Genomic DNA, 19568 nt, shown 5'->3' on the forward strand with positions numbered 1-19568 from the left:
CACCTTGTTGGCCCTGGTGAACAGTTACAAACGCTCCGCAGAACGATCAATCGCCAACCCAAAAAACAGGAACCACTTATGAACACTACTTTCTTGAAGGCCTGCCGCGGTGAACCCGTTGATTACACCCCGGTGTGGATGATGCGCCAGGCCGGCCGTTATCTGCCGGAATACCATACGGTACGCCGCCAATACACCTTCCTGGAGATGTGCAAAACCCCCGAGGCCGCCGCCGAGGTGACCATTCAGCCGGTGGACCTGATCGGGGTGGATGCCGCCATTTTATTTTCCGACATCCTGGTGATCCCCGAGGCCATGGGGGCGCCCCTGGAGTTCCAGGAACAGCGCGGCCCGGTTTTCCCCGAGCCGGTGCGGGACCAGGCGGCGGTGGATCGCCTGATTGTCCCCGACCCCGAGGACAAGCTGGGCTATGTCATGGCCACCATCCGCCTGCTGCGCCGGGAACTGGCCACCAAGGTGCCGCTGATCGGCTTTGCCGGCGCGCCCTTCACCAACGCCACCTACATGATCGAAGGCGGTTCCAGCAAGAATTTCTTTCTCACCAAAAAGATGATGTACACGGCGCCTGAGCTGTACGGCCAGCTGCTGGACAAGATCACCGAAAGTACCATCCTTTACCTTAAGGCCCAGGCGGCGGCCGGGGCCCAGGCCCTGCAGATCTTCGATTCCTGGGCCGGGGTGCTGGCGCCCCGGGATTTTGCCGAGTTCGCCCTGCCGTACGTCAAGCGAATCATCACCGCTCTCAAGGAAGGGGGGGTTGAGGTGCCGTTGATCTACTTTGCCAACAACGGCGCCACCCTGCTCGAACAGAGCAAGACCGTGGGGGCCGACGTGCTGGGGCTGGACTGGCGGATCAACCTGGATGAGGCGGCTAAAATCGTCGGCCCCGGCATTGCCCTCCAGGGCAACCTGGACCCCTGCGCCCTGCTGTTGCCCCACGACAAGCTGGAAGAGCGAGTGGCCCGGATTCTGGAGCAGGGTAAGGCGGCCCACGGCCATATCTTCAACCTGGGCCATGGCATTCTCCCCGAGATTCCGCCGGCCCAGGCCAAGTTCATGGTGGACGCGGTTCACCGCTTGAGCCGCAGGGCCTGAGACCCGGAAGGTTATGATTCCCGATCAGGCCGCCTGTTTACGGCTGATGGATCAGTACCGGATGCCACCCCATATCCGTGCCCATTCGCTGTTGGTGGCCCGGGTGGCTGAATGCCTCGCCCGGGCTCTGGTGGCGCGTGGTGAGCCGATCCGGGTGGAGTTGGTGGTGGCCGGAGCTTTACTGCACGACCTTGCCAAGGTTTTGTGCCTGGATGGCGACTGTTCCCACGCCGAACTGGGCGCCGAGCTTTGCCGGGAGCATGGTTACGAGGAACTGGTGCCCCTGGTAATGGAACATGTGCATCTGCGGGACGGGTTTACCGGGAGGTGCGGGGAGCGGGAAATCGTTTTTTACGCCGATAAGCGGGTCAACCATGATCGGCTGGTGAGCCTGGAAGAACGGCGTAACGACGTGATTCGCCGTTACGCTCCCCGGGATAAGGAACGGCAGGCACAGATCTGGCAGAACTTTGACCTTTGCCGCCGGCTGGAAGAGCATCTCTTTGCCCGGTTGGCGATGGCGCCGGATGAACTGGGTGATTGCCTGGCCGTTGACGGGGTTTTGGAAATTGCGGCTGTTCAGGCTTGAGGGGACCGGTCGGCTGAAAGTTATCGCCCGTTAATCGTGGTCGCATTGCGCCCTAGGATGACGGCGGTGGCAATTAAACCAGGCCTTGGTGAGGGGAGTGGCGTGCAATGATCAGTAACCGGGAAAACACCCAAGCTCCGTCAGGGAGCGGTGAGTCGCCTCAGGCTGCGGCGGGGACGGGGACGTTGGGGGTGGTGCTGCTCAATATGGGCGGGCCGGAGGCCCTGGATGAGGTCGAGCCATTTTTGCTCAACCTCTTTGCCGATCGGGAGATCATCCGGCTGGGACCCTGGGCCTGGCTGCAAAAAATAATTGCCCGCCGGATCGTCCACAAAAGGGCCCCCAAAAGCCGTGAGGCCTACCGTCTGATCGGCGGCAGCTCCCCGTTGGCGCGTATCTCCGCCGATCAAGGGCGGGCCCTCGCCTCTCGACTGGCCGGCGAGGGCGACTATATGGTACGCTGCGCCATGCGCTACTGGCATCCGCTGGCCGCCGAAACCCTGGCGGAATTTGCCCGGGCCGGGGTTTCCCGGCTGCTGGCCCTGCCCCTTTACCCCCATTTTTCCCGGGCCACCACCGGCTCTTCCTTTAACGACCTTAAACGCAGTGCCGCCGAATTTGATTTCCCCTTCACCATCCAACTGGTTGAGTCCTGGCCCGACCAGCCCGACTACCTCCGGGCCTTGGCCGCCACCATAGCCGAGGGGGCGGACGGCTTCAACGGGGAGGCGTTCACCGTCCTCTACAGCGCCCACAGTCTGCCGGTGAGCTTCATCGAAGCGGGCGACCCTTACCTGGGACACGTCAAACGGACCATTGCCGCCCTCAGGCAGCTCACCGGCCACGGCGGTCGACTCAGTTTCCAGAGCCGCAGCGGTCCGGTGCGCTGGCTGGAGCCCTCCACTCCGGACATGCTCAAGCAACTGGCGGCCGAGAAGGTCAAAAACGTCCTCATGGTTCCCATCAGCTTCATCTCCGATCACGTGGAAACCCTCTATGAAATCGACATCCAGTACCGGGAATTGGCCCGGAGTCTGGGCATCCGCCTGGTTCGCCCCCCGGCCCTGAACACCCACCCCGACCTTATCGAAGCCCTCGCCCAACTTGTTCTGAGCGCCCAACCAAAGCAAGCACCCAAGGCGTAGGCGCCTACGGGACAAACCCGGTGGTTGGTTCCCGCTGAGAAGTTGATTGGCATATATGCGCCAGCGAAAAAGCTGAAAGGGCAGCAGTGCCGCAAAATGCGGCACTGCTGCCCCTTCAGCCGCTGGTCATAAACCTTCGCATTCTGATATTCATTAAAATGCCGATGGCAGCCAAAGTGGTGAGCAGCGATGAGCCGCCATAGCTGAACAGCGGCAGCGGCATCCCCACCACCGGCAGCAGTCCCAGTACCATCCCCAAATTGACAAAGGCCTGCCAGAAAAGCAGTGAGACGATGCCGAAGGCCAGCAATACCCCGAACTTGTCCCGGGCGGTGAGGGCGATGTTCAGCCCCCAGAGAATGATGAAAAAGTAGCAGGCCAGAAAAAAGAGCGAACCGACAAAGCCCCACTCTTCGGCCCAGACCGAAAAGGCGAAATCGGTATGGCGTTCAGGCAGAAAGTCCAACTGGGCCTGGGTGCCCTGCATGTAGCCTTTGCCGAAAGTGGCGCCGCTGCCCACGGCGATTTTCGACTGGGCGATATGGTAGCCGCTGCCCAGGGGGTCGCTTTCCGGGTTGATAAAAGTAAGAATGCGCTGCCGCTGGTAGGGTTTAAGATAAAAGAGCCAGACCAGGGGAACGAAGGAGAGAGCAACGCCGGCCAGGGTAACCAGGGTGGACCACTTGAGCTTCACAAAAAGGGTCATGGAAACAAAAACGATGATCATCATCATGGCGGTGCCCAGGTCGGGCTGCTTGACGATCAGGGCAAAGGGCAGGATGGTCAGCCCCATGGGAATAATAAGCTCCTTGAAGGCGAAGCCGGCGCCGGTATCTTTGCGGTAGTAGTAACTGGCCAGGGTGATCACCAGCATTAGCTTGGCCGGCTCCGAGGGCTGCAGGCGAAAAAAACCGAGGTTGATCCAGCGCTGGGTGCCGGCCACTTCGGTGCCGAAAAAGAGGGCCGCCAGCAGCAAAAAAATGGTCATGATATAAAAGGGATAGCTCCATTTGGTGAGTACCTTGTAATCCACCATCAGGATCGTCAAAATGACGCAGAAACCCAGCAGATAATAGTAAATCTGTTTGACAAAAACCGAGGTGCCGAACCCTTTGTGCAGGGAAGCTGCACTGTACAGGTTCAGCAGGCCCAGCAGGGCGATGATGATTACTGCGACCAGCATTACCCAGTCGAAGCTTTGCAGCAGACGTCGGTCAAAACGAAACATGTTTTATTACTCCTCGCCCTGGCTTAGCTGGTCGGGCGGCTCCGGAAGATCCAGCTTTTTCTGCTGGCGGAAGTAAGCTTCCAGCACTGCTTTGGCCAGAGGGGCGGCCACCGCGCCACCGCTTCCACCGTGCTCCACCAGCACCGTAACCGCCACCTCCGGCTTTTCCGCCGGGGCATAAGCCGTAAACCAGGCATGATCTCTCAAATGGTAGGGGATTTCATCCTCTTCGTAATGCTCAATCTGGGACAGTCGTACCACCTGGGAGGTCCCGGTTTTGCCGGCCACGGTGATATCTTGGATCCGAGCGGAACGGCCGGTGGCCCGCTGGTCCATGACCGCAGCCACCATGGTTTCCCGCAGCAGCCCCCAGGAGCTGTCTGGGATTTCCGTTATTTCTTTTTCCGGTTCCGGCTGGAATTCTCGTACCACTTCGCCTTCGGGGTCGATGATGGCAGCCACCAACTTGGGCTGGTAAAACCGACCGCCATTGGCGATGGCGGCAGTCATGCGGGTTATCTGCAGAGGGGTGGCCAAATTAAAACCCTGGCCGATGGCCACCGACAGGGTTTCGCCGTCCTGCCATGGCTCCCGGTGTCGCTGTCGTTTCCATTCGGCGGTTGGCACCAGCCCTTCCTTCTCATGTTCCAGCACGATCCCGGTTTTGCGGCCCAGGCCCAACAGCCTGGCGTACTTGGCCAGGGTGTCGATCCCCAGGCGCTGTCCCAGCTGGTAAAAATAAACATCGCAGGATTCGGCCATGGCCTGGCGCAGTTTGACTTGCCCATGGCCGCGTCGTTGCCAGCAATGATAGCGCCGGCCCTGGAAAATAATGCTGCCATTGCATTGAAAAGAAGTGTCCGGGGTGATTACTCCCTCTTCCAGGGCGGCCAGGGCAGTGATGGCCTTGTAGGTTGAGCCCGGCGCGTACTGTCCCTGCACCGGCTTGTTGAGCAGTGGTGCCCGGCGGTCGTCCAGCAAATCCTGCCAGACCGTGCGCGGGATTCCGCCAACAAAGTTTTCCAGCGGCAGATGTGGGGCGCTGGCCATTACCAGTAATCGGCCGGTGTTTACCTCCATGGCCACCACTCCGCCGGACTGATCCCGCAGACCCTCTTCCGCCGCCTGTTGCATCTGCAGATCCAGTGTCAACTGCAGGTCGTTGCCGGGCAGCGGTTCCTGGATCTGCAGTTGTTTCTGGGTAAAGCCGCGGACATCAACTTCAACGTAGCTGCGTCCCTTCTCGCCACGCAGGAAGGGTTCAAAGAGCTTTTCCAGTCCCATTTTGCCGATGGGGTCACCGGCGCGGTAATCCTCGGCCCGGTGCAGTTCCAGTTCGCGGCGGTTGATTTCCCCCAGATATCCCACCAGGTGTGAGGCCATGTTGCCGTACAGATAGTTCCGGCTGGGCTGTACCTCGATCTGCACCCCGGGCAAGTTGAAACTGTTGTTTTCAATCTGTACCAGGGTGCGCCAGTCGATGTCCTCCTTCAGGCGGGTAGGGATAAACCGCGGCTGGTCGGCCCCGGCCCGGATGCGGTCCAGCAGTTCGCTGATATCCAGTTCCAGAATCCTGGCCAGTTGCCTGATAACCTCATCGGGATGGGGGGCGTCCTCACGAATCCAGATGACGTTGAAACGGGGACGGTTGGTAACCAGGGTTACGCCGTGGCGATCCAGCAAGTTGCCGCGGGGGGCGGCCAACTGCTGCACCCGGATGCGGTTGCTTTCCGAACGCTGCAGGTATTCACTACCCTGCTGGATCTGCAGATGCCATAGCCGCAGAACGAGAATAGCCACCACCAAAAAGATAATGGCGGTGGCGGCATCGGTCCGTTTCTTGAGCATCTTGAGCTCGGCCGGATCCATTTTAGTGATGTTGCCAACGGGTCTAAGCATGAGAGTTGGTTAGACCTTGAAACGATTGGGTGGGTGGCGGCGGAAGGGCATCCAGATCATGGGAGGTCGCTTGTCCAGCAGGGTCATCAGACCCTGGCAAAGTTGAAAAAAAGGCAGACAGACAATGCCCAGAATAATGATATTCTGCAGCAATAGAGGCCAGTTCCAAAGAACCGGGTTTTCCGGAGCAAGCAGGGTGGCCAGCAGGTGCACAAAGCTGGTGGTGGCCAAAAAGCCGGCAATTACCAGGGGGATCTGGTGCAGGCTGCCCTGGATCGCCAGATTGCGGACCATGGTGCGCAGAACCAAAAAGAGCAGCAGGTAGGCCAGCGAGTGCAGTCCCAGGTGAACGCCGGAAAAAACATCCACCAGCATGCCAAGCAGAAGGGTGAGAATCAGGCCGGGACCGGTTTCAAAATAAATGATGATGAAGCAGAGCAGCAAAAAGAGCAGGTCGGGGCGCCCCAGCCACGATGGCAACAGATGAAAAGTCGTGGTCTGCAAAACCAGCAGCAGTATGCCGAAGCCGAAAAAAACGGGGCCCATTAAAAAAAATTATTCCGCCAGTGATGATTTTTTCATGATGATAATAAGGTGTTCCAGCCGGGAAAAGTTGGCGGCCGGTTCCACCTGGATGCTCTGAAACATGCCCCGCCGGGCCCTTACCACCTCCGATACCTGTCCCACCGGCAGTCCCTTGGGGAAAACTCCGCCCAGGCCGGAGGTGATGACATGGTCGCCCTCGGCCACGTCGGAAGTGCGCAGAACGTAATGCAGGGTGAAGCCGTCGCTGTCGCCCCTGACTATACCCTGAACCCGGTTTTTTTGCACGATCACATCGATGGCGCTGTTGGGGTCGTTGGCCAGCAGGACCTTGGCGTAGTTGGGTGAGGTGTTGATTACCTGGCCCACCACACCCTCGACAGTGACCACCGGCATGCCGCGTTCAACGCCGTCGCTGCTGCCCCGGTCTATGGTGATGGTTTTGAACCATAAGGACGAGTCCCGGCCGATGACCCGGGCGGTGATGGTGGGGTCCGGCAGGGACTCCCGCAGTTCCAGCAGCTTCTTGAGGCGGACATTGGTGGCCACCGCCTCGCGGTACTGGCTGGTGGCGGCCTTGTGCTGGCGCAGTTCTTCCCGCAGGCGCCGGTTTTCTTCCCGGACATTGATCAGCTCACGGTAGTCGGTCCAGATGCCGCCGAAGTAGCCGCCGATGCCGGTGCTGACTGCCTGGGCCACCCCTACCACTTCCAGGCCGAGCTTGTGGAAGACGTTGAACTCTTTGCGCCCCAGCGAGGTAAAAATGATAATCACCAGCAGGGCGGCGACAAAACCAAAAACCAGCAGGTTACGTGCCTGACGGGCGCGTTTGCCTCTTTTTTTCATAATAAATCGTTCACCAGGCTCAGCGTGCGCCGGGGTGGCGACCGTCCGGACTCAACTGGTCAGGACCTCCTTGAGAACATCAAGATTTTCCAGCGCCTTGCCGGACCCCAGAACCACCGAGGAAAGGGGGTCTTCGGCGATGATCACGGGAACCCCCGTTTCATCCCGTAACCGCTTATCGAGGTTGCGCAACAGTGCCCCGCCACCGGTCAGAACCACGCCCTGGTCAACGATGTCGGCGGCCAGTTCGGGGGGGGTCAGTTCCAGGGCCATCTTCACCGCCTCGATGATGGCGTCCACCTGTTCGGTAATGGCCTGGCGAATCTCCTCCGATGAAATAACCAGAGTTTTGGGCACCCCGGAAACCAGATCCCGGCCTTTGATTTCCATGGTTTGAAACGGCTCTTCCGGCAGAACATCGGCCACCGTGGTTTTGATTACCTCCGAGGTATGCTCACCGATGGCCAGATTGTGCCGCCGCTTGATGTAGTGCATGATGGATTCGTCCATCTTGTCGCCGGCCACCCGCACCGAACTGGCGTAGACCACCCCGGCCAGGGAGATAACCGCCACCTCGGTGGTGCCGCCGCCGATGTCCACCACCATGTTGGCCGTGGGCTCGGTGATCGGCAGGCCGGCCCCGATGGCCGCCGCCATTGGTTCTTCGATGAGGTAAACTTCGCGGGCGCCGGCGGATTCCGCCGACTCCTTGACCGCCCGTTTTTCCACCTGGGTAATCCCGGAGGGTACGCTTATGATAATGCGGGGATGGACCAAAGTGCGTCGGTTGTGCACCTTGTTGATGAAATACCGCAACATGGCTTCGGTTACTTCAAAGTCAGCGATAACCCCGTCCTTGATGGGCCGGATGGCGGTAATGTTGCCGGGGGTTCGGCCAAGCATCATTTTGGCTTCCTTGCCCACGGCCAGTACCTTGTTGGCGCGGGCGTCCTTGCGTACCGCTACCACTGAGGGTTCGCGCAGAACAATACCCTTGCCCTTGACAAAAACCAAGGTGTTGGCGGTGCCCAGGTCGATTGCCAGGTCGTTGGAAAGGAAGCCGAAGACAGAATCAAGGAACATTGTGATCCTCACGTTGTGCGGTGAAATATTATCGGGAGATGCAGTCAAGCAAATTAAGACGGTTATGTAAAACACTAAAACATGGGAACTGTAGCAGAGTCTTGCCCCCCTGGCAACAATTAATACGGGGGAATTAAAGATATTTTCCCCTTCTCCGGGTTGTGTGTTTGGAAGAAGTTGAGGAGGGAGCTGGTCCGGGAAAAAACTTGACAGTCGCCGGCGGTGCATGGTAAACGAGGAGCCGCCCCTGACGGAGGAAACTCACCGGGGCCCATATCTCTGCTGTATCCGATTTTGACGTGGGGCTATAGCTCAGCTGGGAGAGCGCTTGAATGGCATTCAAGAGGTCAGCGGTTCGATCCCGCTTAGCTCCACCACTTCTTTTTTTGGCTTACTTTTTTTTAAAAGTTGAATAACATGTTGCCGCTGGTTAAAGCGGGGAGGGCCTGGCCGGTTTTTCTCGAAACCAGGGGCCTCTGCCGTTGCCTGTTGAATTGGCCTTCTTCTCAACGGCAGGGGCTTTCTTTTCTGTAAAAACGTCTGCAAACGCTTGTCGGCGATATTTACATCAGCGAGGTGTCTGGTTATGGGTACTGGTTCCGGGGAAAATACTGGTCAGGCGGTAGGGCGGCCGGTAAGCGATGAAGCCGTGCTTAAGGTGGCCAAGGAGATTGTGGTGAAATTTATTGAAGTCGGTCGGCTCTCTCCGACCAATTTTAGTGAGACCTTTCGCGAGATCCACGGAACCGTTCGCGACACCGTGCGCTCCTGAGGCCGGCTGCCTGCTTATGTCGTCCGTCGCCCATGCCGCTGCCGGCCCGTCGCTGGACCCGGCCCTCAATTGTCCCCCGCCCGGGGTAAGGCATGTCCACCTGATGGGCATCGGCGGTACCGGCATGGCGGCACTGGCCGGGATGCTGCAGGAGGCGGGCTGGCAGGTCAGCGGTTCCGACCGGAAAGTCTATCCCCCCATGAGCGACTACCTGGTCCGGCTGGGGATTCCGGTCATGGAGGGTTACGGGCCGCAGAATCTGGCCGCCGGCCCTGATCTGGTGATCGTCGGCAATGTTATCCGGGCGGATAATCCCGAGGCCCGGGAGTTGGCCCGCCGGCGCCTGCCCTATCTTTCCTTTCCCCAGGCCCTGCGCCATTATTTTCTGGCCAACCGGCGATCCCTGGTGGTGGCCGGTACCCACGGCAAAACCACCACATCTTCTTTGCTGGCCACTCTGCTCGATCATGCCGGGTTGGATCCCGGCTTCATGGTCGGCGGTATTGTCCAGGCCTTCGGGCGCAGTTCCCGTGCCGGCAGCGGCCATTTTTTCGTCAGTGAAGGCGATGAGTACGATACCGCCTTTTTCGACAAGGGCCCCAAGTTCCTCCACTACTGCCCTGAGGTCTGTATTCTCACCGGGGTGGAGTTTGATCATGCTGACATCTATCCCGATCTGGCGGCGGTCAAGGCCTCCTTTGCTCGGCTGGTGGCCCTGATGCCGCCGGCCGGCCGGCTGGTGGCCTGGGTCGATGACCCGGTGGTGCGCGAGCTGGTGGCTGCCGCGCCCTGTCCGGTGCTGGGTTACGGGGAAAGCCAGACCGCCGGCTGGCGGATGCGCGACCTGGCGATAAGCCCCGAGGGCACCCGGTTCACGGTGGAGCGGGACGGGGCGCATTTTGGCGACTTTTTCAGCCGGATGCCGGGACGACATAATGCTTTGAATGCGCTGGCGGTAATCGCCGTCCTGGACCACCTCGGGGTGGCGTCGGCGACCATGGCCGCCGGGTTGGCGGCTTTCGTCGGGGTGCGGCGGCGGCAGGAGGTGCGCGGGGTTGCGGCCGGAGTCACGGTGATTGATGATTTTGCCCATCATCCCACGGCGGTGCGGGAAACATTAAGCGCCCTCAAGGCCGCTTATCCCGGCCGCCGACTGGTGGCGGTGTTTGAGCCCCGGACCAACTCCAGCCGTCGGTCGGTGTTCCAGGAAGCCTATGTGCCGGTGTTTGCTGCCGCCGACCGGGTCTTGCTCCGTGAGCCCGAAGGGTTGGAAGCTATTCCCGTCGGCGAGCGTTTTTCGGTGACCCGTCTGGCGGCCGATCTTGCCGCCACCGGCCGCCAGGCTCAGGCCTTTGGCGATGTTCAGGCGATCATCGACGAACTGGCAACCAGTGTCCGACCCGGTGATGTGGTGGCGATTCTGTCCAACGGCGGCTTTGATAATATTCACCAGCGCTTGCTGGATCAATTGCGTCAACTTCCGGGCTCGGCGGTTTTTTCTGAATAACTATTCATTTTTTTCTTGACCTTGCGGTTTAGCCCGGCTAAAAGCAGGGGCAGATTCTGTTTTCCGGAGGGGTTCGGGGGAAAGTTTCTGGGGAAAGGAGAGGAAGAGTGGAACAGGAATACCTGATTGATCTCTTGTACGTGGTCGCGTTCTTCCTCGGAGGTGTGGGCTTTGCCCTGGGGCCCATCATCATCTCGCTGCTGCTGGCCCCCCGTACCCGTCAGCCGCAAACCGACACCCTCTACGAGTGCGGCATGCAGCCCATCGGCGAAGCCTGGGTTCGCTTCGGTATCGTCTACTATCTTTACGCCCTGGTTTTTCTCGCCTTCGCCGTCGACGTCCTGTTTCTTTTCCCAGTCGCCCTGATCTACGCCCAAGAAGTCATCCTCGGTTCCGCCCTGCTCGACTTTATCGTCATTTTTCTTTTCATTGATACCCTGGCGCTGGCCGTGGTCTACGCCTGGAAAAAGGGAGTTTTTCAGTGGGAACGGAGAGTATGATCAAAATGCCCAACAACCCTCTTGCGCGGCAATCGGATGAGCATCCGCCGGTGGTGCAGTTTGCCGCGCTGGACAAGCTGCTGAACCTGGGGCGGGCCAATTCGCTGTGGCCCCTGACCTTCGGCCTGGCCTGCTGCGCCATCGAAATGATGGCCACCGGCGCCTCCCGGTTTGACCTCGATCGTTTCGGAGCCGGAGTCTTCCGGCCCGCCCCCAAGCAGTCCGACGTGATGATCGTGGCCGGCACCATCAGCAAAAAGATGGCCCCGGCCATCGTTACCCTTTACGAACAGATGCCTCATCCCAAATGGGTGATCGCCATGGGTAACTGTGCCATTTCCGGCGGCCCTTTCGTTTTTGAAGGCCAGTATGGAATTGTCGAAGGGGCGGACAAGATCCTGCCGGTGGACGTCTATATCCCCGGTTGCCCGCCGCGGCCCGAAGCCCTGATCGAGGGTCTGCTGCAACTGGAAGAAAAACTCACCGGCCACCGCCGTTTTCCCAGGGTTGAGCCGGAGGTGGCGTCATGAAGGCCGCCGACGTGCAAAAGAGCCTGGCGGCCGTAGCTGGGGTCCAGGTTGGCGCCGTCGATTATGCCGCCCGGGGTTTTCATGTTGACGTGACCCTGCCTTCCCAAGAGATCACGGCGGTGGTGCAGGTGCTCGACCAGGAAGGATTTTTCATCGAGTCCATCACCGGGGTCGACTGGCTGGGCGAACAGGAGGCCCTGGCCAAGGAAGCAGCCAAACAGGCCGCCGCCGCGAAAAAAGCCGCGGAAAAAGCCGCCGCCGAGGCCGCTGAACAGGCAGCAGGGGAGGCGCCCGGTGATGCCGGGGCTGTCGCAGCCCCGGCGGCCGAGCCTCCGCCCGCGCCGGCCCCGGAAGAATCACCCGAACCCGAGGAAGACAGTTTCGAGGTGGTTTACGATTTTAATCATTTCCGGGAGCTTTGCCGGGTCACCATCCGCGTTCGGGTGCCCCGCAGCCTGCCGGAATTGCCCTCCATCTCCGACATATACCCCGGCGCCAATTGGCACGAGAGGGAAGCCCACGATTTTTTCGGGCTGGTGTTTACCGGGCATCCCGATCTTTCGCCGCTGCTGCTGCCGGAAGACGCCGATTTTCACCCCTTGCGCAAGGATTATAAGCCATGAGCGTATTGGCCGCTGATCCAACCTACGAGACTTTCGTCCTCAACATGGGGCCACAGCATCCGGCCACCCACGGCGCCCTGCGGGTCAAGCTGGTGATGGACGGCGAATATATCGTCGAGGCCGAGCCGGTGCTGGGATACATCCATCGCATGCACGAAAAGATGGGGGAAAACCGCACCTATCACCAGTATCTTCCCAATCCCAGCCGGCTGGATTACCTGTCGGCCATGGCCTGCACCCATGGTCATGTGGCGACGGTGGAGCGGGCCGCCGGCATTGCGGTGCCGGAGCGGGCCGAATATCTGCGGGTAATTACTGTTGAGCTGAATCGGGTTTCCAGCCATCTGTTGTGGTTGGGGGCCTTTGTCCTCGACCTGGGTGGCTTTACCCCGTTGCTGTACGCCATGGATGATCGTGAGCAAATTCTCGATCTGCTGGAGAGGGTCACCGGTTCTCGCCTCACTTACTGTTATTTCCGCTTCGGCGGCCTCTATAACGATGTCGATGATGATTTCGTGGACGGTGCCAGGGCTCTTGTCAAGCGGATTCGCGACAAGATGCCGATGTATCACAACCTGATCACCAAAAATGTCATTCTCCGCCAGCGGTTGGAGGGAATCGGGCCGATCAGCGCCGAGATGTGCCGCAAATACGGGGCCACCGGCCCGGTGGCCAGAGGCTCCGGCATTCCTTACGACGTGCGTAAACACGAACCTTATTCAGTGTATCCCGAGTTTGATTTTGATGTTCCCGTTTATGAACAAGGGGATTCCATGGCCCGTTACCTGGTGCGCATGGATGAAATCGAACAGAGTCTGCGCATTGTCGAACAGGGTCTCGACAAACTGCCCGAGGGGCCGGTGATGGCGGAAAAGGTGCCCAAGATCATCAAGCCGCCCAAGGGCGACTATTATTGTGCCGTGGAAGCGGCCCGGGGATCCTTCGGGATCCGGCTGGTCAGCGACGGCACCAATACCCCCTATCGTCTCAAGCTGCGCTCACCATGTTTCAGCAACGTCAGTCTCTTTGGCGAAGCGGCCCGCGGTCTGCTGTTGGCCGATGCGGTGGCCCTGTTCGGCAGCCTGGACCTGGTAATTCCGGATATCGACCGCTAGGAGTCCCGTGTGATGAGTGAACTTCCAGAAATATTCCGGGTTTTGGCCTTCGTGGGCGGCATCATGGCTCTGGTCGGCCTCAACGCCGCCTTCTCGGTCTGGCTGGAACGGAAGGTGGCCGGCCATATTCAGCGCCGCATCGGGCCCAAGGAGGTCGGGCCGTTTGGAATTTTCCAGTCCCTGGCCGACGGTATTAAGCTGATGAGCAAACAGCTGGTGGTGCCGGCCAAGGCCGATCCGGTGCTCTACCGCCTGGCCCCGGCCCTGACCATGATCACTGCGGTGATGGTCTTTGTGGTAATCCCCTTCGGCCCGGCCCTGGTGGCCCGGGATATCAATATCGGTTTGCTGTTGATTTTCGCCATCGCTTCGGTCAACGTGCTGGCCCTGCTCATGGGCGGCTGGGGTTCCAACAACAAGTATGCGGTTATTTCCGCCACCCGGGCGGTCTCGCAAAACGTCGCCTACGAGGTGCCGATGCTGATCACCGTGGTGACCATGGTGATGATTGCCGGCAGTATGAACCTCAACACCATCGTCGGCCAGCAGCAGAACCTGCTGCAGTGGTATATCTTCCCCTGGAACGGCAGTCTCCTGCTGCCGGTCTCCTTCCTGATTTTCTTTGTCTGCGCCATGGCCGAAACCAACCGGGCGCCTTTCGACCTGGGTGAGGCGGAAAGCGAACTGGTGGCGGGTTTTCACACCGAGTACGGAGGCATGGGTTTCGGACTGTTCTTCCTGGGCGAATACGGCCACGTTTTTGTCGGCTGCGCCTTGGCCAGCATACTTTTTCTCGGTGGCTGGCAGTGTCCTTTCGGTTGGCTGCCGGGCATCCATTGGCTGCTGTTGAAGACCTATCTGCTGGTGTTTGTGGTGATGTGGGTTCGCTGGACCTACCCCCGAACCACCCTTTACGGCTTACTTAACCTATCCTGGAAAGTGCTGGTGCCGTTTTCCCTGGCCATCCTGGTGCTTACTGCGGCCATGCTGAAGGTGTTTTAAGATGAGCGGCTACTTCAGAGAAGTTTACGACGGTTGCAAAAGCCTGCTGGTGGGCCTGGGAATCACCTTCAGGTACATGATCCAGCCGGTGGTGACCCTGCAATACCCCCGCCAGGCGGTTAAGATGGCGCCCCGTTACCGGGGCCATATCGACCTGATTCCCGACGCGGAAGCGGAGAGCGGCAACAAGTGTATTGCCTGCGGCATGTGCCAGCGCAACTGTCCTTCCGGCTGCATCACCCTCAAAAGCGAAAAACCGGAAGGGGCCAAGAAGAAGGTACTTACCGGTTACCGGCTGGACTTTACCAAATGCAGTCTCTGCGGGCTTTGCGTGGAAAGCTGCCCCACCAATGCCCTGGATTTTTCCAAAGAGTACAACCTGGCCGGCTTACAGGCCGAAAATTTCGTTTTTGACCTGCTAAAACGTTGTGAGGAACGGAGGCGATGACGCCATTACTTACCGTAGAGGGATTGGCCGGGGTGGTTTTTTTCGGCTTTATCCTGCTGATCATCTTCGGCGCCCTGGTCGCCACCAACGCCGTCAATCTGATCCGGGCGGTGTGCGGTCTGGCCCTGTGCCTGGTGGGAGTGGCCGGAATTTATTATTTCCTGCAAAGCCCCTTTCTGGCCCTGATGCAGATCCTGATATACGCCGGGGCGGTGTGTGTGGCCATCGTCTTTGCAGTGATGCTGGCCGAGCCGCAAGGGGTGCAGAGATTGGAGCGGGCGCATCCTCTGGCCGGGCCGGGAGCTTTTGCCGTCGCCGCCCTGATGACCTGGGGGTTGGCTGCTCTGGCACTGAGGACTTCCTGGCCGGAAGCGGCGGCGCGGGTTAACGCCGGCGCCCTGGAGGATGTGGGACGGGCGATGATGACCACCTTTGTGGTCAGTTTTGAACTGATTTCCCTGATTTTGTTGGTGGCCATCTTGGGTTCACTGGTGTTGGCCCGCCGCGGTCGCCGCCGGTAAAACGTTCGCCAGCACCGCATCTTGCGGCGATCGGCCCGGCTTGCGTGGTGATGTACGCGGCACCGTCCCGCTTGTCGCAACCTGCGGCACTGGCGAACGTTTTACCCCGATTCCCGTGGGGGGCTGGAAAGTTAAACCGGGTTTTACGGCTCCTGTCCTCGGTGCCGGGTCCGATGACGTTGGGCTCTTGTAGTTTTTGTTATTTATTTGGAGAAGACATGGAAATACCGGTTGTTTACAATACGCTTGAGACCTATCTGCTGATCGCCGCCCTGCTGCTTGGCTTCGGGATTTACGGGATCCTCAAAAATCGTAGCCTGATCGGGATTCTGATTTCCGCCGAGTTGGTGCTTTGCGCTGCATCGGTGAACTTCATGGCATTCAACCGTTTTCTGGTGCCCGACCCGGTGGTGGGCCAGATCTTTGCCCTTTTCATCATGGGCCTGGCGGCAGCGGAGGCGGCCATTATTCTTAGTATCATTGTCGCGGTTTACCGTAACTACAAGTCCATCGACCCCGAAGAGACGGCGGAGCTGGCGGGGTAACCCAAGGATTGCCTGATTATGGAACCAATTGTTTCGTCAAAACCGTTGCTGGCCCTGCTGGTCGCCCTGATCGGGGCCATCCTGGTGATGCTTTCCGGCCGCAATCCCAATATCCGGGAATCGTGGTCCATGCTGGCGGCCGTGGTGATGTTCACCATCATCGCTTCCATGGTGCCGGTGATTCTGGCCGGCCAGACCCTGGTCTATCCCATTTTCCAAATCCTGCCGGGGGTTTCAGTCACCCTGCGGGTGGACGCCTTTTCGCTGATTTTCGCCCTGGCCGCTTCCTTTCTCTGGATTCTGGCCGTCTCCTATTCCGCCGGCTACATGCGGGGGCTGCATGAACATGCTCAGACCAGGTTCAACACCTGTTTCGCCCTGGCCCTTTTCGGGGCCATGGGGGTGGCCTTTTCCGATAACCTTTTCACCCTCTATCTCTTCTACGAGATCGTCAGCATTGGCACCTACCCCCTGGTGGCCCATCATCAGGACCAGGAGGGCTACGAGGGGGCCAAGAAGTACATCGTTTATCTGACCACCACCGCCAAAGGCCTGGTGCTGCCGGCCATGATTTTGATCTACGTGCTCACCGGCACCCTGGAGTTTGCCGACAACGTCAGCACCGGCATCCTGCCCGAGGGGGCCAACACGGTTCTGGTCACCGTGCTGTACTTTTTCTGCCTGCTGGGCTTTGCCAAAAACGGGGTGATGCCGTTCCACGGCTGGTTGCCCGGCGCCATGGTGGCCCCCACCCCGGTTTCCGCCCTGCTGCATGCGGTGGCGGTGGTCAAGGTCGGGGTTTTCTGCACCACCCGGGTGATGCTCTACGTCTTTGGCGTCGATATCATGGATGATCTCAACCTCGGGATAATGACCGCCTACCTGGTCTCTTTTACCATCCTGGCAGCGTCGATAATCGCTCTGACTAAAGACAACCTCAAGGCCCGGCTGGCCTATTCCACAGTGAGCCAGCTCAGCTACATCATCCTCGGGGTGGCCCTGCTGACCCCGGCGGCGGTGGAAGGCGGCCTTATCCACATCACCAACCACGCCTTTGCCAAGATCACCCTCTTCTTCTGCGCCGGCGCCATTTACGTGGCGGCACATAAGAAAAATATCTCCGAGATGGGCGGCCTGGGCCGGGTGATGCCCTTTACCTTCGGAGCCTTTGCCATCGCCTCGCTTTCCATGATCGGGGCGCCGCCGGTGGCCGGTTTCGTCACCAAATGGTATCTGTTGATCGGCTCCCTGGACGCTGCCCAGTTGGGCATTGTGCTGGTGCTGCTGACCTCCACCCTGCTCAACGTGGGTTACTTCGCCCCTATTACCTACAAGGCCTTTTTCGGTCGGCCCCCGGCTGGCGAAACCTTGCCGGCGGGGATTAAAGAGGCGCCGTTGGCGATGGTGATCCCCATTATGATTGCCGTCACCATTTCGGTGATTATCGGTATTTATCCGGACTTTATGCTGCAGTTTGTCAAGATGGTAACTGCGGGACTGATGTAAGAGAGGTCGGCCATGATTGTGGACATTATCGATAAACTGCGCCGGCATCTGCCCCTGCTGGCCAAGTTTGGCCTTGCCCTGCTGGTTGTGCTGCTGCTGTGGGATATATTCCTGCTGGACAAGAGCAAGGCCTACACCGCTGTGGAGAGTTTACCGGGGTTCTGGTCATTTTTCGGGTTTGCGGCGGCGGTATTGATTATTGTCGTGGCCAAAACCATTGGTCTGATCGGCCTGCAGACCGACGAGGATTATTATGATAAGTGACTTCTGGCTGCATCCGGCCTTGATTCTGATCATCGGCGCTTGCGCCGTGCCCTTCTTTCGTGGGGCGCTGCGGGTTCCCTTCCTGCTGCTGATCCCCACCCTGTCGTTTGGGGCGGTGTTGAGCATGACCCCCGGGGTTTACGGCGTCATTAATTTTGCCGACTGGGAACTGGTCTTTGGGCGGGTCGATTCCCTGAGTCTGATTTTCGCCTATATCATGGCCCTGATGTGCATTCTGGGTACCATCTACGGTCTGCATGTCCGGGATCCTTACCAGCACATGGCCGCCTGGTTTTATGTGGCCGGCTCGCTGGGGGTGATCTTTGCCGGGGATTTCCTGGTTCTTTTTCTCTTCTGGGAAATCATGGCCTTTGCCTCCACCTTCCTAATCTGGTTCAGGGGCCGGGCCCGGTCGCTGGCCGCGGGGTATCGCTATCTGATGGTCCATACCGCCGGCGGTCTGGCGCTGCTGGCCGGGATCATTCTGCACTACCACGCCACCGGCGGTGACTTGAGCTTTACCGCTTTGGATGTCAGTCAGCCCACTATCGCCACCTGGTTGATTTTAATCGGCTTCATGCTCAACGCCGCCGTCTTTCCGCTACACTCCTGGCTGCCCGATGCTTATGGCGAGGCCTCGGTGGTGGGGGCGGTGTTCATGTGCGCCTTCACCACCAAAACCGCGGTCTACACTCTGGCTCGCGGCTTTGCCGGGATGGAAATCCTGATCCCCCTGGGGGTGATCATGGCCGTGGTGGGGGTCATTTACGCGGTACTGGAAAACGACGCCCGCCGGCTGCTGGCCTACAGTATCATCAGCCAGGTGGGGTACATGGTGGCGGCGGTGGGGATCGGCAGCACCCTGGCCATCAACGGTGCAGCCGCTCATGCCTTTGCCCATATCCTGTACAAGGGCCTGCTGTTCATGGGGGTCGGTTCGGTATTGCACATGACCGGCACCAGCAAATTCACCGAACTGGGCGGGCTGTATAAGAAGATGCCCCGTACCCTGCTCTTTACCCTGGTGGGTTGCGCCTCCATTGCCGCCTTTCCGCTTTTTTCCGGCTTTGTCAGCAAGTCGATGATCATTTCGGCGGGCTTCTACGGTGAGCATTACTGGGCCACCTTCATTCTGCTGGCCGCCTCCGCCGGGACCTTTCTTTATAACGGTCTCAAGCTGCCCTACCTGATCTGGTTCGGGGAGTCCCGCTGCTCGGCGGAAACCTATGAACGGGCCGCCGATCCGCCCTGGCACATGCAACTGGCCATGGGGCTGGGCGCCTTCTTCTGCGTCCTGGTCGGGGTGTACTACCCCTATCTCTACGGTATGCTGCCCAACCCGGTTCATTATCAGCCTTACAACGCCTATCAGTTGGCGGAAACCCTGCAACTGCTCGGCTTTACCGCCCTGGCTTTTTACGTCATGCGCCGGCTGCTGCTGCCCATTCCCACCATTACCCTGGATCTGGACTGGCTCTACCGCAAGGCCGGGACCGTCTTCCTGTGGCTGGCTCGCAAGCCAATCCAGGGGACCGATACCGCAGTGAACAACGCTTACAACACCTGGGGGCTTAACCCCTTGATGACCATCTCCCGTTTCTGGTCGTGGTTTGACTGGCACGCCATTGATGGCGTGGTGGACGGCGTGGCCCGGACGGTGCGGGGAGTCGGCGACCGGGTTCGCCACCTGCAGGCCGCCAGGATCCAGGTCAACGTGTTTACCACCGTAGCCATTGTGGCCGTGCTGCTGATCCTCTACGTCTTTGCCAACTGACCTTAGGACTAG

At 59.4% G+C, this 19568-nt stretch carries 21 protein-coding genes and 1 tRNA gene; 17 read left to right on the forward strand and 5 right to left on the reverse strand.

From position 1 onward, the window contains the following. Positions 1-78 precede the first annotated feature (78 nt). The 3 genes from hemE (at position 79) to hemH (ending at position 2850) form a co-directional block, all read left to right on the forward strand. Entirely contained in the window at positions 79-1116 is a 1038-nt protein-coding gene (gene hemE, locus P0N66_RS03460; protein ID WP_275802597.1) for a uroporphyrinogen decarboxylase, read from the forward strand. A gap of 13 nt (positions 1117-1129) precedes the next feature. Continuing rightward, complete coding sequence (locus P0N66_RS03465) at positions 1130-1705, forward strand: HD domain-containing protein (RefSeq protein WP_275802598.1); 576 nt, start codon at positions 1130-1132, stop codon at positions 1703-1705. A 107-nt stretch (positions 1706-1812) separates the two neighbouring features. Continuing rightward, positions 1813-2850 (forward strand): ferrochelatase, encoded by a 1038-nt coding sequence (gene hemH / locus P0N66_RS03470; protein ID WP_275802599.1) that lies wholly within the window; start codon positions 1813-1815, stop codon positions 2848-2850. Between the two features lie 115 nt (positions 2851-2965). Here the strand turns inward: hemH and rodA are convergent, their stop codons facing one another. The 5 genes from rodA to P0N66_RS03495 are packed head-to-tail and all read right to left on the reverse strand — an operon-like array spanning position 2966 to position 8449. Beyond that, entirely contained in the window at positions 2966-4078 is a 1113-nt protein-coding gene (rodA, locus tag P0N66_RS03475; RefSeq protein ID WP_275802600.1) for a rod shape-determining protein RodA, read from the reverse strand. Positions 4079-4084: 6 nt separating this feature from the next. Further along, a complete protein-coding gene (gene mrdA, locus P0N66_RS03480; protein ID WP_275802601.1) occupies positions 4085-5947 on the reverse strand; it encodes a penicillin-binding protein 2 in 1863 nt (620 codons plus the stop codon). Positions 5948-5986: 39 nt separating this feature from the next. Further along, the gene (gene mreD, locus P0N66_RS03485; RefSeq protein WP_275802602.1) at positions 5987-6523 is read right to left on the reverse strand and encodes a rod shape-determining protein MreD; all 537 of its coding nucleotides are present in this window, start codon (positions 6521-6523) and stop codon (positions 5987-5989) included. Between the two features lie 9 nt (positions 6524-6532). Next, a complete protein-coding gene (gene mreC, locus P0N66_RS03490; RefSeq protein ID WP_275802603.1) occupies positions 6533-7366 on the reverse strand; it encodes a rod shape-determining protein MreC in 834 nt (277 codons plus the stop codon). 51 nt (positions 7367-7417) lie between these two features. After that, positions 7418-8449: a rod shape-determining protein gene (locus P0N66_RS03495; protein WP_275802604.1), complete on the reverse strand. Its 1032-nt coding sequence runs from the start codon at positions 8447-8449 to the stop codon at positions 7418-7420. A 301-nt stretch (positions 8450-8750) separates the two neighbouring features. On the opposite strand from P0N66_RS03495, the gene P0N66_RS03500 reads away from it, so the two are divergent. The 14 genes from P0N66_RS03500 to P0N66_RS03565 all read left to right on the forward strand — a co-directional run bounded on the left by P0N66_RS03500 (position 8751) and on the right by P0N66_RS03565 (position 19556). Then, positions 8751-8826: transfer RNA gene (locus tag P0N66_RS03500), tRNA-Ala, on the forward strand. Positions 8827-9035: 209 nt separating this feature from the next. Beyond that, positions 9036-9221: a P-loop NTPase family protein gene (locus P0N66_RS03505; RefSeq protein WP_275802605.1), complete on the forward strand. Its 186-nt coding sequence runs from the start codon at positions 9036-9038 to the stop codon at positions 9219-9221. A gap of 16 nt (positions 9222-9237) precedes the next feature. Then, the gene (gene mpl / locus P0N66_RS03510) at positions 9238-10728 is read left to right on the forward strand and encodes a UDP-N-acetylmuramate:L-alanyl-gamma-D-glutamyl-meso-diaminopimelate ligase (RefSeq protein WP_275802606.1); all 1491 of its coding nucleotides are present in this window, start codon (positions 9238-9240) and stop codon (positions 10726-10728) included. Between the two features lie 107 nt (positions 10729-10835). Next, positions 10836-11228: an NADH-quinone oxidoreductase subunit A gene (locus P0N66_RS03515; RefSeq protein WP_275802607.1), complete on the forward strand. Its 393-nt coding sequence runs from the start codon at positions 10836-10838 to the stop codon at positions 11226-11228. A 5-nt stretch (positions 11229-11233) separates the two neighbouring features. Then, positions 11234-11758, forward strand: coding sequence for an NADH-quinone oxidoreductase subunit B (locus tag P0N66_RS03520; protein WP_431190002.1), 525 nt, complete (start codon positions 11234-11236; stop codon positions 11756-11758). Next, positions 11755-12381, forward strand: a complete 627-nt coding sequence (locus P0N66_RS03525) for an NADH-quinone oxidoreductase subunit C (protein ID WP_275802609.1) — start codon at positions 11755-11757, stop codon at positions 12379-12381. Before P0N66_RS03520 ends, P0N66_RS03525 begins: the two co-directional genes overlap by 4 nt. Further along, on the forward strand, positions 12378-13496 hold the full coding sequence (locus tag P0N66_RS03530; protein ID WP_275802610.1) for an NADH-quinone oxidoreductase subunit D: 1119 nt from the start codon (positions 12378-12380) through the stop codon (positions 13494-13496). Before P0N66_RS03525 ends, P0N66_RS03530 begins: the two co-directional genes overlap by 4 nt. A 12-nt stretch (positions 13497-13508) precedes the next feature. Further along, a complete protein-coding gene (nuoH, locus tag P0N66_RS03535) occupies positions 13509-14498 on the forward strand; it encodes an NADH-quinone oxidoreductase subunit NuoH (RefSeq protein ID WP_275802611.1) in 990 nt (329 codons plus the stop codon). 1 nt (position 14499) lies between these two features. Then, positions 14500-14946, forward strand: coding sequence for a NuoI/complex I 23 kDa subunit family protein (locus P0N66_RS03540; RefSeq protein ID WP_275802612.1), 447 nt, complete (start codon positions 14500-14502; stop codon positions 14944-14946). Continuing rightward, on the forward strand, positions 14943-15467 hold the full coding sequence (locus P0N66_RS03545) for an NADH-quinone oxidoreductase subunit J family protein (protein ID WP_275802613.1): 525 nt from the start codon (positions 14943-14945) through the stop codon (positions 15465-15467). Before P0N66_RS03540 ends, P0N66_RS03545 begins: the two co-directional genes overlap by 4 nt. 218 nt (positions 15468-15685) lie before the next feature. After that, a complete protein-coding gene (gene nuoK, locus P0N66_RS03550) occupies positions 15686-16012 on the forward strand; it encodes an NADH-quinone oxidoreductase subunit NuoK (RefSeq protein WP_275802614.1) in 327 nt (108 codons plus the stop codon). An 18-nt stretch (positions 16013-16030) separates the two neighbouring features. Further along, a complete protein-coding gene (locus P0N66_RS03555) occupies positions 16031-17518 on the forward strand; it encodes a monovalent cation/H+ antiporter subunit D family protein (protein WP_275802615.1) in 1488 nt (495 codons plus the stop codon). A gap of 12 nt (positions 17519-17530) precedes the next feature. Continuing rightward, complete coding sequence (locus tag P0N66_RS03560) at positions 17531-17782, forward strand: hypothetical protein (protein ID WP_275802616.1); 252 nt, start codon at positions 17531-17533, stop codon at positions 17780-17782. Beyond that, positions 17772-19556, forward strand: a complete 1785-nt coding sequence (locus tag P0N66_RS03565) for a Na(+)/H(+) antiporter subunit D (RefSeq protein WP_275802617.1) — start codon at positions 17772-17774, stop codon at positions 19554-19556. The genes P0N66_RS03560 and P0N66_RS03565 overlap by 11 nt, the downstream gene beginning before the upstream one ends. Positions 19557-19568: the final 12 nt, after the last annotated feature.

It is taken from the genome of Desulfurivibrio dismutans (genome assembly GCF_029210385.1).
Lineage (GTDB): Bacteria > Desulfobacterota > Desulfobulbia > Desulfobulbales > Desulfurivibrionaceae > Desulfurivibrio > Desulfurivibrio dismutans.

Coding starts and splice junctions, on each gene's coding strand:
- hemE (WP_275802597.1), top strand. CDS start 79: ATGAACACTACTTTCTTGAAGGCCTGCCGCGGTGAACCCGTTGATTAC.
- P0N66_RS03465 (WP_275802598.1), top strand. CDS start 1,130: ATGATTCCCGATCAGGCCGCCTGTTTACGGCTGATGGATCAGTACCGG.
- hemH (WP_275802599.1), top strand. CDS start 1,813: ATGATCAGTAACCGGGAAAACACCCAAGCTCCGTCAGGGAGCGGTGAG.
- rodA (WP_275802600.1), bottom strand. CDS start 4,078: ATGTTTCGTTTTGACCGACGTCTGCTGCAAAGCTTCGACTGGGTAATG.
- mrdA (WP_275802601.1), bottom strand. CDS start 5,947: ATGGATCCGGCCGAGCTCAAGATGCTCAAGAAACGGACCGATGCCGCC.
- mreD (WP_275802602.1), bottom strand. CDS start 6,523: ATGGGCCCCGTTTTTTTCGGCTTCGGCATACTGCTGCTGGTTTTGCAG.
- mreC (WP_275802603.1), bottom strand. CDS start 7,366: ATGAAAAAAAGAGGCAAACGCGCCCGTCAGGCACGTAACCTGCTGGTT.
- P0N66_RS03495 (WP_275802604.1), bottom strand. CDS start 8,449: ATGTTCCTTGATTCTGTCTTCGGCTTCCTTTCCAACGACCTGGCAATC.
- P0N66_RS03505 (WP_275802605.1), top strand. CDS start 9,036: ATGGGTACTGGTTCCGGGGAAAATACTGGTCAGGCGGTAGGGCGGCCG.
- mpl (WP_275802606.1), top strand. CDS start 9,238: ATGTCGTCCGTCGCCCATGCCGCTGCCGGCCCGTCGCTGGACCCGGCC.
- P0N66_RS03520 (WP_431190002.1), top strand. CDS start 11,234: ATGCCCAACAACCCTCTTGCGCGGCAATCGGATGAGCATCCGCCGGTG.
- P0N66_RS03525 (WP_275802609.1), top strand. CDS start 11,755: ATGAAGGCCGCCGACGTGCAAAAGAGCCTGGCGGCCGTAGCTGGGGTC.
- P0N66_RS03530 (WP_275802610.1), top strand. CDS start 12,378: ATGAGCGTATTGGCCGCTGATCCAACCTACGAGACTTTCGTCCTCAAC.
- nuoH (WP_275802611.1), top strand. CDS start 13,509: ATGAGTGAACTTCCAGAAATATTCCGGGTTTTGGCCTTCGTGGGCGGC.
- P0N66_RS03540 (WP_275802612.1), top strand. CDS start 14,500: ATGAGCGGCTACTTCAGAGAAGTTTACGACGGTTGCAAAAGCCTGCTG.
- P0N66_RS03545 (WP_275802613.1), top strand. CDS start 14,943: ATGACGCCATTACTTACCGTAGAGGGATTGGCCGGGGTGGTTTTTTTC.
- nuoK (WP_275802614.1), top strand. CDS start 15,686: ATGGAAATACCGGTTGTTTACAATACGCTTGAGACCTATCTGCTGATC.
- P0N66_RS03555 (WP_275802615.1), top strand. CDS start 16,031: ATGGAACCAATTGTTTCGTCAAAACCGTTGCTGGCCCTGCTGGTCGCC.
- P0N66_RS03560 (WP_275802616.1), top strand. CDS start 17,531: ATGATTGTGGACATTATCGATAAACTGCGCCGGCATCTGCCCCTGCTG.
- P0N66_RS03565 (WP_275802617.1), top strand. CDS start 17,772: ATGATAAGTGACTTCTGGCTGCATCCGGCCTTGATTCTGATCATCGGC.